General features: G+C 37.8%; 21 protein-coding genes. 9 read left to right on the top strand and 12 right to left on the bottom strand.

Annotated elements, in window-relative coordinates; genetic code table 11:
* Positions 1–8: 8 nt before the first annotated feature.
* Positions 9–2,438, bottom strand: a complete 2,430-nt coding sequence (lon, locus tag K6I41_RS14070) for an endopeptidase La (RefSeq protein WP_005303397.1) — start codon at positions 2,436–2,438, stop codon at positions 9–11.
* 446 nt (positions 2,439–2,884) lie between these two features.
* Complete coding sequence (locus K6I41_RS14065) at positions 2,885–3,469, bottom strand: 5-formyltetrahydrofolate cyclo-ligase (protein ID WP_250374633.1); 585 nt, start codon at positions 3,467–3,469, stop codon at positions 2,885–2,887.
* 223 nt (positions 3,470–3,692) lie between these two features.
* Here K6I41_RS14065 and K6I41_RS14060 point away from each other — a divergent pair, with 223 nt between their 5' ends.
* From K6I41_RS14060 to K6I41_RS14050, 3 genes are all read left to right on the top strand, one after another.
* On the top strand, positions 3,693–4,037 hold the full coding sequence (locus tag K6I41_RS14060) for a hypothetical protein (RefSeq protein WP_005303401.1): 345 nt from the start codon (positions 3,693–3,695) through the stop codon (positions 4,035–4,037).
* Positions 4,038–4,150: 113 nt separating this feature from the next.
* The gene (locus K6I41_RS14055) at positions 4,151–4,264 is read left to right on the top strand and encodes a hypothetical protein (protein WP_004793930.1); all 114 of its coding nucleotides are present in this window, start codon (positions 4,151–4,153) and stop codon (positions 4,262–4,264) included.
* 92 nt (positions 4,265–4,356) lie between these two features.
* The gene (locus K6I41_RS14050; protein WP_151987232.1) at positions 4,357–4,698 is read left to right on the top strand and encodes a hypothetical protein; all 342 of its coding nucleotides are present in this window, start codon (positions 4,357–4,359) and stop codon (positions 4,696–4,698) included.
* A 403-nt stretch (positions 4,699–5,101) separates the two neighbouring features.
* Here the strand turns inward: K6I41_RS14050 and K6I41_RS14045 are convergent, their stop codons facing one another.
* The 10 genes from K6I41_RS14045 to K6I41_RS14000 form a co-directional block, all read right to left on the bottom strand.
* A complete protein-coding gene (locus K6I41_RS14045) occupies positions 5,102–5,350 on the bottom strand; it encodes a helix-turn-helix domain-containing protein (RefSeq protein ID WP_198078883.1) in 249 nt (82 codons plus the stop codon).
* 82 nt (positions 5,351–5,432) lie between these two features.
* Positions 5,433–5,717: a hypothetical protein gene (locus K6I41_RS14040; protein WP_202745228.1), complete on the bottom strand. Its 285-nt coding sequence runs from the start codon at positions 5,715–5,717 to the stop codon at positions 5,433–5,435.
* Positions 5,718–6,014 (bottom strand): hypothetical protein, encoded by a 297-nt coding sequence (locus K6I41_RS14035; protein ID WP_250374632.1) that lies wholly within the window; start codon positions 6,012–6,014, stop codon positions 5,718–5,720. It lies immediately after the preceding gene.
* Positions 6,014–6,937, bottom strand: coding sequence for a hypothetical protein (locus K6I41_RS14030; RefSeq protein WP_250374631.1), 924 nt, complete (start codon positions 6,935–6,937; stop codon positions 6,014–6,016). Before K6I41_RS14030 ends, K6I41_RS14035 begins: the two co-directional genes overlap by 1 nt.
* Positions 6,934–8,052: an ATP-binding protein gene (locus tag K6I41_RS14025; protein ID WP_250374630.1), complete on the bottom strand. Its 1,119-nt coding sequence runs from the start codon at positions 8,050–8,052 to the stop codon at positions 6,934–6,936. Before K6I41_RS14025 ends, K6I41_RS14030 begins: the two co-directional genes overlap by 4 nt.
* 12 nt (positions 8,053–8,064) lie before the next feature.
* Positions 8,065–8,388, bottom strand: a complete 324-nt coding sequence (locus K6I41_RS14020; RefSeq protein ID WP_250374629.1) for a hypothetical protein — start codon at positions 8,386–8,388, stop codon at positions 8,065–8,067.
* Positions 8,389–8,390: 2 nt separating this feature from the next.
* Positions 8,391–8,831, bottom strand: a complete 441-nt coding sequence (locus K6I41_RS14015) for a hypothetical protein (RefSeq protein WP_250374628.1) — start codon at positions 8,829–8,831, stop codon at positions 8,391–8,393.
* A 397-nt stretch (positions 8,832–9,228) separates the two neighbouring features.
* Positions 9,229–9,741, bottom strand: a complete 513-nt coding sequence (locus K6I41_RS14010; protein ID WP_151817516.1) for a hypothetical protein — start codon at positions 9,739–9,741, stop codon at positions 9,229–9,231.
* A 52-nt stretch (positions 9,742–9,793) separates the two neighbouring features.
* Complete coding sequence (locus tag K6I41_RS14005; RefSeq protein WP_068934303.1) at positions 9,794–10,009, bottom strand: KTSC domain-containing protein; 216 nt, start codon at positions 10,007–10,009, stop codon at positions 9,794–9,796.
* Positions 10,010–10,147: 138 nt separating this feature from the next.
* Positions 10,148–10,819 carry a LexA family protein gene (locus K6I41_RS14000; protein WP_151817517.1) on the bottom strand — a complete coding sequence of 224 codons (672 nt, stop codon included), beginning with the start codon at positions 10,817–10,819 and terminating at the stop codon, positions 10,148–10,150.
* A 76-nt stretch (positions 10,820–10,895) separates the two neighbouring features.
* Between K6I41_RS14000 and K6I41_RS13995 the strand changes: the two genes are divergently transcribed.
* The 6 genes from K6I41_RS13995 to K6I41_RS13970 are packed head-to-tail and all read left to right on the top strand — an operon-like array spanning position 10,896 to position 14,073.
* On the top strand, positions 10,896–11,081 hold the full coding sequence (locus K6I41_RS13995) for a Cro/CI family transcriptional regulator (RefSeq protein WP_151817518.1): 186 nt from the start codon (positions 10,896–10,898) through the stop codon (positions 11,079–11,081).
* Between the two features lie 10 nt (positions 11,082–11,091).
* Positions 11,092–11,355 carry a hypothetical protein gene (locus tag K6I41_RS13990; protein ID WP_004791049.1) on the top strand — a complete coding sequence of 88 codons (264 nt, stop codon included), beginning with the start codon at positions 11,092–11,094 and terminating at the stop codon, positions 11,353–11,355.
* A 48-nt stretch (positions 11,356–11,403) separates the two neighbouring features.
* Complete coding sequence (locus K6I41_RS13985) at positions 11,404–11,724, top strand: hypothetical protein (protein WP_250374627.1); 321 nt, start codon at positions 11,404–11,406, stop codon at positions 11,722–11,724.
* Positions 11,721–12,734, top strand: coding sequence for a DNA cytosine methyltransferase (locus tag K6I41_RS13980; protein ID WP_250374626.1), 1,014 nt, complete (start codon positions 11,721–11,723; stop codon positions 12,732–12,734). Before K6I41_RS13985 ends, K6I41_RS13980 begins: the two co-directional genes overlap by 4 nt.
* The gene (locus K6I41_RS13975; RefSeq protein ID WP_250374625.1) at positions 12,731–13,684 is read left to right on the top strand and encodes a helix-turn-helix domain-containing protein; all 954 of its coding nucleotides are present in this window, start codon (positions 12,731–12,733) and stop codon (positions 13,682–13,684) included. The genes K6I41_RS13980 and K6I41_RS13975 overlap by 4 nt, the downstream gene beginning before the upstream one ends.
* A complete protein-coding gene (locus K6I41_RS13970) occupies positions 13,681–14,073 on the top strand; it encodes a DUF559 domain-containing protein (RefSeq protein WP_250374624.1) in 393 nt (130 codons plus the stop codon). Before K6I41_RS13975 ends, K6I41_RS13970 begins: the two co-directional genes overlap by 4 nt.

Genomic DNA, 14,073 nt, shown 5'->3' with positions numbered 1-14,073 from the left:
CACTTTAATTAGTGACGTGCTGCTTTTGAACCTTCCACCGGTTTTACAATCGGTGTTTTTGGTAAAGGCTTTGGCATCGAAACTAATGCTAAAGGCAAGATGTCATCAATACTTTTCACAGCTTTGATTTCTAAACCTTCTTTAACATTGGCTGGAATTTCTGCCAAATCACGAACGTTATCTTGTGGAATAAATACAAGTTTAATTCCACCACGGTGTGCTGCAAGAAGTTTTTCTTTTAAGCCACCAATACGCATTGCACGACCACCTAAGCTTGTTTCACCAGTCATTGCAATATCAGGACGAATTGCAATACCTGTAAATGCTGATACAAGCGCAGTTGTTAATGCTAAACCAGCAGATGGACCATCTTTTGGTGTTGCACCTTCTGGTAAGTGAACGTGTACATCAGTTTCTTCAAAACGAGAAGCTTCAATACCTAGCTCATCGGCACGTGTGCGTACTAAAGTCATTGCTGTGGTAATAGACTCTTTCATTACGTCGCCGAGTGAACCGGTTGTAATGAATTTACCTTTACCTTTAACAGCTGCAACTTCAATGGTAAGCAACTCACCACCTACAGATGTCCAAGCTAGACCATTTACGCGGCCTACTTGCGCTTCATCTTCTGCAATACCAAAGTCAAACTTGTGTGGACCTAAGTATTCTGGAAGATTGGCAGAAGTCACATCAAGTTGTAAGTTTTTAGACTTTTTACTTACTGCTTCTTTTACCACTTTACGCGCAATTTTAGACACTTCACGTTCTAAACTACGTACACCAGCTTCACGTGTATAGCGCTGAACAATGTCACGAATCGCTTCTTCATGAATTGTTAACTCTTTTGCACGCAGACCATTGTTCTTAATCGCTTTTGGAACAAGGTAACGTTCAGCAATGTTAACTTTTTCATCTTCGGTATAACCCGGTAGACGAATAACTTCCATACGGTCAAGCAATGCCTCAGGAATATTCATACTGTTTGCAGTACAGATGAACATCACTTCAGATAGGTCAAGATCAAGATCTAAATAGTGATCGTTGAACTTACTGTTTTGTGATGGATCTAATACTTCAAGCAATGCAGAAGCAGGATCACCGCGGTAGTCTTGTGCCATCTTGTCAATTTCGTCGAGTAAGAACAGTGGGTTCTTCACGCCAACTTTTGTTAAAGACTGCACGATTTTACCTGGCATCGCACCAATATAAGTACGACGGTGACCACGAATTTCAGCTTCGTCACGTACGCCACCGAGTGCCATACGAACAAACTCACGACCTGTTGCTTTCGCAACTGATTCACCAAGCGAAGTTTTACCTACACCAGGAGGGCCTACTAAACATAGGATAGGACCTTTGAGTTTTTTAACACGAGACTGAACCGCTAAGTATTCAACAATACGATCTTTAACGTCATCTAAGCCGTAATGATCTGTATCAAGAATCTCTTGAGCTTTCGCAAGGTTAATGCTGACTTTGCTCGCCTTATTCCACGGCGTATCTAAAATTACTTCTAGATAGTTGCGTACAACAGCCGCTTCACTAGATGCAGGTTGCATTGCTTTAAGCTTACGGAACTCAGCTTCAGCTTTTTTACGTACGTGTTCAGGTAAATCAGCTTCAGTAAGACGTTTTTCTATTTCAGCAACGTCATCTTCAGCGCCACCATTCATGTCAGAAAGTTCACGTTGAATGACTTTCATTTTTTCATTTAGAAAGTATTCACGTTGGTTTTTTTCCATTTGGCGTTTTACGCTGTCATGCAAAGTTTGTTCAATTTGCTGTTCGGCAGATTGATTTACCAAGTAGCTCATAAGCTCTTGCAAATGTGCTTCAAATTCATCGTGCTCTAAAAACTTCTGTTTAATTTCAATATTTAGAGGTACACGTGTTGCCACGAAGAACATAAGCTGTAGTAAGTCTTCAATTTTATTAGCAGCTGCAACCAGTTCACGTGCATTACGTAATTTTGCTTCAGCATATTGAGCAAATAAATTACGCAACTCTTGTAAACGAGTCTCTTGAGTAGCTTTATCTACGTTAATTGTCATTGGACTTAAGCTATGCTCAGCAGTCAAATGGCTATCTTCATCGATAATTTTTTCAAGCTTAGAGCGCTGTAACCCTTCAATCAGTACTTTGATACAGTTTTCATCATTCTCATGATTTACAACCTGAACAATCTTAGCGACAGTTCCGTACTGATAAAGGTTATCGTGATCAATATCTTCTGTAAGCGAATCTTTTTGCGCAACTACAAATACTAAATTGTCACTGTTACGAGCCACATCAACTGCATTGATCGATTTTTCACGACCCACGAATAACGCAATTTGCATGTGTGGGTAGACCACTACATCACGTAACGCTAAAAGTGGTAATACACTTGGAACCTGAGGCTCTAAGTCAGTTTTTTCATTCATAATAAGTTCAGACATGGGCACTCCTAATGAGTGACAACGAGGTTGCCATGTTTTTTATAGTGATGTGTATTTCAAAAATTACAAGGGCCTCTCTATAGAAAATGTGGAAAAAATGACTAATTTAGTCAACTTTTTTATTAAAATATTATGAATCAACGGATTAATTCTTAAGAAGAATAAAATTTTGTAGAAAGGATAGGTAATTTAGCTTAATAATTATGAAATATTCATATAGTAAAAAAGACGTTTGGATGGAAAATAACCATTTTCTTATGTCGTTTATCGGCATTGTATCATTAACAATAATGCAAAACTTATTTAATATTGATCATTAAATAGCCGTGTTACTATAAGTTGGTAAATCGGTCTGTCACGTAGAAGTAACCATCCTTAGGGTGGTTACTTTTATGATTTTAGGGGCATTAAAAACTTAAGGCTAATTTTTAATTTTCATATAAATATTATCTTTTAAAATAATAAATATGTTGAGGGGTAAGTAAAGCATCTAAGGGTTGATCCCAACTTTGACGTTTTAAAGTATGTTCAATAAATTGAAATTGATGCGCCATTCCCAAACGATAAGGTCTATGTTTTGCACTAGCCAATGTACGGTCATAATAGCCGCCACCCATACCAATACGCGTACCGTAGTGATCACAAGCTAAAAGTGGCATTAATAGTAAATCAAGTTTTGATACATGTTTTCCTCTTGTTGCCATGGGTTCTTTCATACCCAATGGATGATGAGAAAAACGTCGATTTAAATATTGGTTTCTAGATATTTTTACCCAAACTAAACGTTGATTCATAGAACAAATCATAGGTAAATAAACTTGTTTATTTTTTTGAAAACATAACTTTATGATCAGATCTGTATGAACTTCTCCGAAGGCGTGCAGGTACAAACCAATTTTTTTTGATGAATGAAAAATAGCAAGACTGTTTAAATAATGCAGAACATTTAGCTGAGCTTTTTTTTGCTCCAATGGGGACAAAAAGCGTCTTTTAGATCTTAAATTTTTTCTAATAAAACTAAGTTCATTCATGCGTAAATCTAACAAAGATTTGAGATCAGTCGAGCAAAATTATACCTATTTTTCTTAAGATTTATGGAAATAGAGAATTAATTAAGAAATAACTTTAAATTTACTTGATGCGAGGTATGTTCTTTAGCGATAAAAAATTCTATTTCTTTACGTATTACCAGTATTTATTTACATTTAATCAGATAAGAATATTTAAAAGGATGAATGTGAAATTGTTAAGCCTATGAAGTTAAAAATTTTAACCATTACAATAAGCGCCGTATTGATGCTAGGCGGGTGTACAAAACAAACAGAACCTGAAGCTGCTGAAGTTGACTATAAAGCTCAATTCGAAGAGTCTGACCGTAAAATTGGAGAGTTTTTAGATCAACTGGATAATCCGAATACGCCACAAGAAGTTAAAGTCAAAATCTTGTGCCATGACTATCCTGAGGTTTATAAGACCCAATATATGCCTGCATTAATTAAAATTTCACCTAAACCTTATACCGAAGAAAAATTATTGTCAGATTTGAAGAGTGCAACTGATTACTACAAAGATGCCTTTGCGATTCGGTGTAACCAATAATTAATTGATGTTTTAATTCTCAAAAAATCCGATAAGTGTGAATTGATTGGCATTATTAAGTTGTGGTAAATTTCATTTTGTCTTTATAGTTGCTAATTTAGGGGGTTCTAGATATGGAAATCTTGAAATTCTTACAGAGTTTTAATACGGTTGGTACATACTTAACGATTGCTTCAACTGTTTTAGCTGGGCTTATTATTTATTTTTACGTGATTAATCCAGCGTGATCTTTTAAAAAGAAATAGTAAGAAATCTTCTATTTCTTTTTTTATAATTAAATTTTGTTATAAATTTCAAACTATAAAAATAAGGTAGGACCATGAAGTTTAAATTATTTTTTCTTAGTTTTTTAGCTTTAGGATGTCATGCCGACGACAATGTAAGAGATCCTGATATTTGTAATGTAGTAAAAAAAGTCGCTTATACTGTCATGGAAGCACGTCAACAAAAAGTTCCATCTCAAGACTTGCAACAGATAGCGAATGGTCTTGAAGACCCAGAAGCCAAACAACTTTACCAAGATTTAATTAACTCGGCTTACTCTGCCAAAATATTTAGAACCAGTTTCTTTAAAAGAAAGGCAATAGAAGATTTTCAAGCAGGCTGGTATGAAGAGTGTCTGAGTAGAAATAAAAAAATAATATTAGAGAAGGCGGAGTAGATTAATCGGCTAAGCTGCAATTTAATGTTTAAAAAGAAAATTTTAGACTGAAAGGTCTGTATGGAAAGCTAAATTAAAATAAATATTTTGAATTTTTCTTAAAGTTAAAACTAAATGCTCCGAAGATGCCGCTGCATGTGTCGTTACCCTGAACCCGATGAGTTCTCGGGTAGAAACGATTTTATAGCAATATGAAACGATATTAGATCATATTTAACCACATGAAAAGTTTTTTTAAGTTTTTGTATTTTAATAAAAATACCTGAAACAATATTAAAGCATATTTCATAACACGATAATATACTTTATTTGCCTACTATCTGCCTATTTCTTTTAATTTGCCTATTTTTATGAGTTTTTAGCCTATTGTTTGCCTACAAATTTTTTTTAATAAAAAAGGCGGTTAAACCGCCATTTGTGATGTTGATTGTATGCGACGTCGTTCTATATAGGCTAACACATCAGATTTTTTGTAGATTATTTTTCTGTAATGTACTTTTGCAAATGGAATACCACCACCTTCACAACGCTTTTTTTGCAACCAAGAAGTCGAAACATCAAGGATTGCCGCAAGAGATTCGGGTGAAAATTCTTCATCATCATTAGCGGCGTTGAATTTATCAATCTCGGCTTGTTTATCAATACATTTCATTTAAATCACCTCACCAATACACAGAAATTAAAAAAGCTAAAAACCATAAAATATTTGTTCCATAGAGTGCTTCTTTCATTCGTTAGCTCCTCAATTCGTTACGTTCTTGCTTTAAGCGAGTTACTAAGTTGTTCAGGGTAACGCTCACTGTTTTCTCAAAATTCTTAGTAGATTGAAACTCAGCAAACTGAGATAGAGCTAATCCAAAAATGTGATATGCAAATACTTTGGCTGCTTCAGGATTGTTTTTAAGTAACTCTTCCGTACTTGGGCAAATAATTTTTTGAAAGATATGTGCTGCTACTTCAGCGGGTGTACCTTCAATACAGCTAGGGTTCAAATTAACTTCACCAATAACCTTACTCATTCACGCCACCTGTTTATAAATACGTTTAACTTCATGATTCAGCTCATCCATTGCTGAGCGACCTTCCTTGAAATACTTCAATAACATTAATTTGTAGCGCTCTTGAGCTGCTTTGTTCATCTCACCTTTATCGGTTAAGGTGAGGGTAGCTTTATTACCTTTAATCAGGTTTACGCCTTTCGGTGTACCTCTTCCGCGATAACCAGCATTTACATTAAATACTATGAACTTCTCGAAAAGCTGCTTGGGTAGCAGCTTTGGCTCGAAAAGAAACTCTGGAGTAATCTGTTTCGACATTAGAAAGGTTCCTCTAGTAAGTAATCAGGTTCAGCATCTGGTTGAGAACCTGCTGGATTTTCTAACTCGAAGCGGCGTTTTTTTATGTAGCCCATAAGCTTCGGTTGAATTAACGTATCTCGTGCAGACACATCAATTTCCAAAGCATCTAAAGTTGTAAGGTCTGGTGCAGTTTGGATCTGAACCATTAGTGAAGGCGGTTCACTCTCTACAGGCTTTTCATCTGCAAGCTCAGTCAAACGCTTGTGTGTAGCTTTGAGTAAAGGATCCATTTGTTTATCTGACCATGTACGGGTGTATCGATAAACAGCATTTACCTCAGCTGGTGTTTTAGACTCTTTTACACGCTGTAAAAGTGTCTCAAGTGTCTTTTTATATTCCGCATCTTCGGTTTCTTCCTTAACAACGGGTTCAGTTATTGGTGTTTTTTCTGAATTATTTGTTGTTGACGTTTTCACATTTGAAGATACAACAACACTTTCGGTAAGTACTTCATCTTCCTCAGTTGGCTTATTCAGAAGTTTCAGCATATCTTCAGCAAACTCACCACCACTGACTTTGATAATCGCGCAGCAATGAGCAAATGCATTATCAAAACTTGAGTGAACTTGGCCATGCTGGAGCATGCGCAATTGTCCTTTAGAACCATTCCACTTAAACTGCTGCACACCTAATTCAACAGTTGGGCTTGGATAAGAGCAAGTAGAACCTTTTTCTGGCACTTCTTTTAATGGCTCTGGCACTTCAAACTCACCAATAAAAATAGTTCTTGGTTTAATTTGAAATTCAAATTTATCAAATACATCAAAACCAAAATCATAAGGGTTAAAAAGTTCCCAGCCATTACGCTCTGTATTATTTACTAATAGTAATTCACCATTGGCCCAAGCAAGTTTTGCTTCGATTTTATTAAGTATTTTCATGCTGTCATCCCCGTTTTAGCCAATGTTTCAATGTCTTTTTTAACTGCTGTTAGTTTTGCCGCTTCAATTTGGATAAGGGCATCAATGCCTAAGTGCTCACAAACCGTTTTCACATCTAATCCACGTTCAGCAATAAAGTTCTGAAGTTCGTCACGCTGTTCTTCCGAAATGGTTGAAGGTAAAACTTCCAGTTCCAGCCACTTCCTTTTTTCTTTGTTGTAGGTGAATCCTAGGTTAGTTGCATAGTGCTTCATGCATTCCCACATGTTTTTAATATGTGGATGGTTTTGATCTAATGTTTCTAGCAATGCATTGAAATCAGAAGGGTAGTGCGCCTCTTCACATGCTTTATTCCATTGCTCCCATTCTTGCTGCAATTTCATAGTTGCCTGCTGCTCAGGGGTCAGTGTGTTTAAATGGTCCTTAGTACGCTGGATTAAATTAGCCATAAAGTTAGCGTTCTCGGGTTTGTGTAGATCAGGAACAATAATGTTTCCTAGAGCTCCAGAATCTTTAGTATGGAAACCTTCGCCACCCTTGAACTTAAGTACTTTGTTGGTATTACCTTTTGCATCAGTTTCTTCTGCAAGATAGGCCATGGCATCAGCTAGGCGGTAAATCTCTTGACGGTTTTTGCCGCCTAGATCTGGACGAACCAAAGTCAAAGTATCGTTTTTATCTTCAGTAGCATGAGCAATGAAAATGACATCTTTGCCAAATCCAATTAGTTTATTGACGAATAAACTAAACATGTTGTTGGCAACACCTTGAACGTTCAGCTTTAAAGAACCATCACTTTTAGTGTTTTTTTGATTGCTTGCTAGGTGAGCTTTAATCAGATCAAGGACACGGCCGATAGTATCGAAAACAACTGTATTGTATGGAGCTAAGTCGTTCTCTGTGATATTAGCTATATCAAGCCATGTTTCAGCTACTACCACATCACCACGGCGATTTGCCCCAGTACGGTAAGCACCTTTGTCAGCATCGATAATAAGTGGTTTATCAGCAGTCATGCCCAAGGTTGTTTTATGCATACCTGGGTCGCCATAGAAGTAAACTTTAATGGCATTTACTAAGATTGGCTGAGAAGGTCGAATAATATTTAAAGCCATAATATTTTGCTCCTATCTACTACCAGTAAAGCCACGTTTTTGCTTATAAGCTTTACGGTCAGGTGAAGGGATGTGTGAGCCGCCTAGGTCTTTAGCTAGTTGCTTAGAGCGCTGAAAGCTAATTTCTTGTGTGAGAACTTCCCAAACGTTCGGATATTCAGTTTTGAACTTTTCAACATCTAAAGGCGTCTTAATGTCGTCTTTAACTTTATAAAGAACTGAGCCATTAGCATTTGAGACATAAACAGTCCAGCCAATGCGAACAGAGTAGAGGCCTGTATTGTCACGGCCTAAATAAGACTTATAACCATCAGGGTGTTTTTTGACGTTAGACATGATTAAGCCTCCACCAACTTATTACGTTCGATGAAGCCTTTGAGAAGGGCATTGATATTGCGGTGATCGTTGTAATCAGTGAAATCGTTGTATGACTTACCGTTTACATCTTTTATTTCATTAATTGTGAGCTGGGTTACATCAACCGCAGTAAATTCAGAACCCGGAACACCGTAACTATCAGGATGGGTTTCAAAATCAAAGCTTACGTTTACTCGGAAGCCATCAAGTTTGATAACTGCAATGCCTGAGGTCTTACCTGTGATTTTCGCTGTTTGAACGCCATAGCTGCTAGGTTGAGTTTGTGGTGTGAAGTTGTAGGTATTAGATGCAGAGCTAGATTGAGCAGTCTTGTATTCACAAGAAGCTAAACCAGCAATCAAAACTAAAGCGGTAAAGCCTGTAACTTTGAATTGGTTGAAAGGAATTGCATTTACGTTCATAATTGATCTCGCAGTTTGCAAAAGCACATCGAGAGGTAGAAGGTTCGATGTGCTTTTTTGTTGTCTATGAGATAAATATAAGAAAACTTAGTTTTTGAGTCAAGTGGAAATGTAAGAATACTTAAGTTTTTTTAAGATAACTTATTTTCCTTGTGTTAATAGACAAAAGAAAACCCACCATGGTGGTGGGTTGGATGGGGGGATTATGAACGAAAAGGCTAAATTAAGATTTTTAGAAGAATTGACAGCTTTATCACATAAGCATGATATATATCTGTCCAACTTTCTTAATGACGATGGTACGACAAAAGATGATATATATGGATGAAATAGAAAACCATATGAATGCATCTGGATATATATTGCAAAAAGATGGCTCTCTAGTTTTTACTTGGTATTAAATTAATTTGACACTTAATCCTGAGTTGGGCCCCGCAGGTAAGCCTAACGCTGTGTCTAACCCATTAGATCTTAGATCATTAAGTAATTGAATCGGGTCAACAAGCTCACCAATCTTTTGTTGAGATGCCGTTCTTGCATTCGATACACTCTTTGCCCTGTAAACTTGAAGTGACTTATTTGTTTCAATTGCAACCAAACACAAAGCCCTTACATAGAAGCGATTAAACTGATCTTCGGCTAAGGTTTCATGTGCATTAAATGGAACCTTTTTAATCCCTGTTTTTGTTTGTTCCATTGAGTTAAATCTGCCATCTAGATTTAACTCACTACCAAGTGATACTTCATCACCACTAGCAACATGTTTCATTAAAATATCTGGATAATCATATATGCCTTTTTGACTAAATCTTTTGCTTAAATATAGATTATTATTAGAAATATCTAATTGAATTTCTTTCAACATCTTTTCGCGAACACTTTGATTTAAATTTTCAAAATTAAAACTCATTATTAACTCCTTCCGATATATTCTATTGGGCCGTGTCGGGTCACGGTTTCAATTACACAAAAAGTTGAATCCGTTTAAATTTCTTATTAGCCTCAATATGGCTTCTATAAAATTTATCTCTGTCTTCTGAATCAATAAACTCTTTGAATGTACTTGCTTCAAGAAGTCTGTAAATAAACCTTTCACCTGTTCTGAGCACCACCGTCAATAAGAAATGCTGGTAAAGAACATGGCTTATATTGCGGGAATTTACTTCAATTTTTTCCATATCTTGATTCCCTTTCTGAAAATATTGTGTTGTGTTCTCATTAATTCATTTTTAACTTTTATTTATAGCTTCATGCGTGGTATTGAAATATTCATTTTCCTAATTAAATAGAATGTATTAGGTCATAATTTTCTTAAATTAACTTTTACGGACTCTTCTTTTTGCGCGATATGTATACCTCATTGAATCAATCACTTGTCCAATGAAGTGACAATTTTCATCAATTGGTAAGATATTTGGATGAAAGTTCGGGTTTATTGCCTTGAGATATCGTGAGCCGTCAGATTCAATAACTAACTTCTTGAAAGTCGCATCTTTATCATTTCTAACAACAATGATGTCTCCAGATTGCATATCAGAATAATGAACCGTTGGATCTACAACAATGTAATCTCCTTCAATGAAGTCTGGCTCATTACTTACACCTCTGACTTTTAGGTAAAAACATTTTTCGCAGTCGTCTGGTAATGGAAACCATTCGACAACCTGAGACATATCTACAGATTCAACATTAGTAAAGTTACCTGCTTGAACCCAAGAGAGAACTGGAGCCATACGAGCTTGAACAGGGGCTACATTTGTAGTTGCTTGAACAGGAATTTCACCTTTACCTGTCAAAATATATTCAGTTGTAACTCCAAATGCATTAGCCATTGCCTCTAACGAGCCTGCTTTGGGTAAATAACTGTCTTTTTCCCATTCCGTAACAGCAGGCGAACTAACACCTGCAATCTTCGCTAATTGCACTTGAGTTAATTTTTTAGCTCGTCTAAGCGCACGTATGCGCTGACCAATAGTATCTGTATTCATATAAGTTATCTTACATATTGCTTTTATAAGTTTTCTTTGATTAAATACTAAGAAATCTTACTTTTTGGGTGTGATTATGACTAAAGAAGAAGCATTTAAGTTGCTTGGGGTGAATGGTGTGGGGTTGGCTGGAATGTTAGGCATTGAGCCTTCAGCGGTTTATCAATGGCCAGATCAGAAAATCCCATTAGCTCGTGAATATCAAATTCGTGATTTAGCTGAAGGCAAAGTGCCACTAAAACACAAAGCAACTGCTGAATAAGGAATTTTTTATGAGCCTTGAAAAAGAAGATCTTCGTTTGAAGATGCTCCCCGACATGATGGAGCGATTGCGTCTTATTGCCGACGTTAGAGGGAATGATTATGCACATCAAGCTATTGTCCTTTTAGAAAAAGCAATTATGGGTGAATACCATGAAGTTAGCTTAATGCTTGAAAGAGCTAATAAAAATAGGAAGAAAAGGGAGAGCTTGGGAATTCTTGGTCGTGTTGGGGTAAACCCTGATTCACATATTTTAGAAATTAAAAAAGCCTGATTTCGTGGATCAGGCTTAGTTAATTCATTAATTTCGAGGTCAATGAATATGCAAACTAATTTATCAAATCAAACCACTAAAGACAATCTGCAAGAACAGAAGAGGCAGCAAATAATTCAATCTTGGTATGAGCCAGCTCTAAAAACGTTAGACGATTTACTTGAAAAGCGTAGAGAGAATTTGAGAAACCAAAACCGCGAAGAAAAAAATGCAGCGGTAAAACGTGATGAGTTTATGCAAGCACTTTCAGATCAGCACAGAATGCCACTTTTCCATGCTGGCCAAATTATCTCAAGCTTATATCGGGCTAAACGGATCCGTTATTTGGGCAGCACTTTCATTCAAATGAATGAAGAGGGGGATAAATGAATGAGTTGGCTCTTTTCGCAGGCGCTGGTGGTGGAGTACTCGCATCTTATCTCTTGGGATGGCGAACAGTGTGCGCAGTTGAACGTGATGCCTACGCCGCACAAGTTCTGGCGCAACGACAGAATGATGGAATTCTCGAAGCTTTCCCAATTTGGTCTGACATTACAACTTTTGACGGAAATCCATGGAGAGGAATTGTTGACGTTATATCTGGCGGCTTTCCGTGCCAAGACATCTCATCTGCAGGAAAAGGAGCAGGTATCGAAGGTGAACGTTCCGGGCTTTGGGCAGAAATGGCACGAATTATCGGTGAAGTACGACCTAGCTACGTGTTCGTGGAAAACTCACCAATGCTTGTTTCCAGAGGACTTACAAGAGTCATCAGTGACCTTGCCCAAATGGGGTATGACGCGCAATGGGCACGTTTTTCAGCATCTAACTTTGGAGCGCCCCATATCCGTGACCGAATCTGGATTGTGGGCTACTCCCGCAGCGAGCGACTCAACACGGGGTGGGAAAATAACGGCAAATATGACAGGCATTTCACTAGCTCAGCAAATAAAAACTCCCGAACGTTGGCCAACCCCCAAAGCATCGGATGCAAAACGAATGGATTGTCTATCGGAACGCAACAGGAAAAGTCCTTGTCTGGAATCAACGGTAAAGATGTGGCCAACCCCAAAAGCATCCGACTGGAACAAGCGTGGCAATGTAAGTCCTCATCCGAGAAATGGTTTACCGGGTGCGATCATGAATTTTCCGACACCAACTGCGAGCGATGCAAACAAGTGGAGCAACGAGTCTTTAGTCGAACGCAAAGCGAAGGGACGCCAGATCCGTCTCAATACAGCAGTTTCGCCAGAGGGTGGGAATGGTGGGCGATTGAACCCGAACTGGGTCGAGTGGCTGATGGGGTGGCCAATCGGGTGGACCGACTTAAAGCCATTGGAAATGGACAAGTTTCAATTGTGGCGAAAAGCGCATTTGAATTTTTAGGGGAAGATCTATGAGCTTAGATGCAACAGTTTGGGCTTGGAAAACCCGGCAAAAACAAAAGTTAGGTGGTGCCTTAAAACCACTTAAAAAATTGGTCCTTCTTTCGTTAGCAGATAGAGCGGGCGAAACTCATGAATGCTATCCAAGTGTTGCCCGTCTAGTCGAGGATACAGAAATGGACCGTAAGACAGTATTAAAAATTATTGATGAGTTAATCGAGGACGGATTTATTATCGATACTGGTAAGCGTGAAGGCAGAACAAAGCAAGTTAAAGTTTATCTTTTGATCGGAGTCAAGGGCCGAGAAACAGTACCAACAACGGTACACTTTGACATGGGAAATGATGATTTAAACAGTCCCAACAATGGAACAGTTCCAACAACGGAACAGTTCCAACAATTCCATGAAAGAGTCCCAACAATTCCGTTAAACAGTCCCAACGTTGGGACACGGAATCTTTCAAAGAATCTATCAATTGAATCTAAAAATAAAAAAACATGGTTGAGTTTGAAAAAACTTGGTGAAGAAATTCGTTTGGCAACTGATCAGGAAACTTACGAGCAAATCAAAAACGCGACTTGGTTCGATCGTGAGTTACGAGCATTTGAACTCTACAACGCTCAGAAGAATCTTTGTGATGAACTCATGAATTATCACTTTGCTGATTGGTTAATCAACGCATGTGGCAAATACCAAGCACGTGATCATTCTAAATACCCAAAAGCTGAAACACAGGTTCGAGTCCCGCAGGGTGAATCAAACACACTTAGTTCAAAACAGATTTACGCTTTTGCTCAAAAACTTTCCGTACATCCAGAGTTTGCAAGCAAATACGCCGAAGGTAACGAAAGCTATGAACAACTTGCAGCACGTATCGCAGTAAAACTCGCAGATCCTGCACAACAACAGAAATTAATGCCATACCTCATTCAAGTTGGTTTCACTACAAAGGGGGCCGCATGACATCAATGAGCCTTGCTGAATACCGTGAATTATTTCCTATTCAGAAAAATAAAAAGCGCCGTTCAGCAAAGCAAACACGGGAACCAAGTGTAGGGGAGGTTTTATTAGCAACTCATCTTAAAGCCTGCAAGATTGATTTTGAGCAGGAATATAAATTCCACCCAAAACGTAAATGGCGGGCGGATTTTTTAATTACGGGTAAGAAGATATTGGTTGAAGTGGAAGGTGGGATCTGGAGCGGTGGACGTCACACAAGAGGCAAAGGTTATATCGGGGATATGGAGAAATATAACTCGGCGGCAATGATGGGTTTTACAGTTTTACGGTTCAGTATAGAGCAAGTTAAAGCAGGCGTGGCGATTAAACAAATTGAGCAATTGGTGGGATGA

Origin of the sequence: Acinetobacter sp. AS23 (assembly GCF_023612055.1) — a bacterium.
Classification (GTDB): domain Bacteria; phylum Pseudomonadota; class Gammaproteobacteria; order Pseudomonadales; family Moraxellaceae; genus Acinetobacter; species Acinetobacter oleivorans.
Note: the sequence above shows the minus strand (reverse complement) of the source record. Positions and strands in the feature narration are given on the sequence as shown.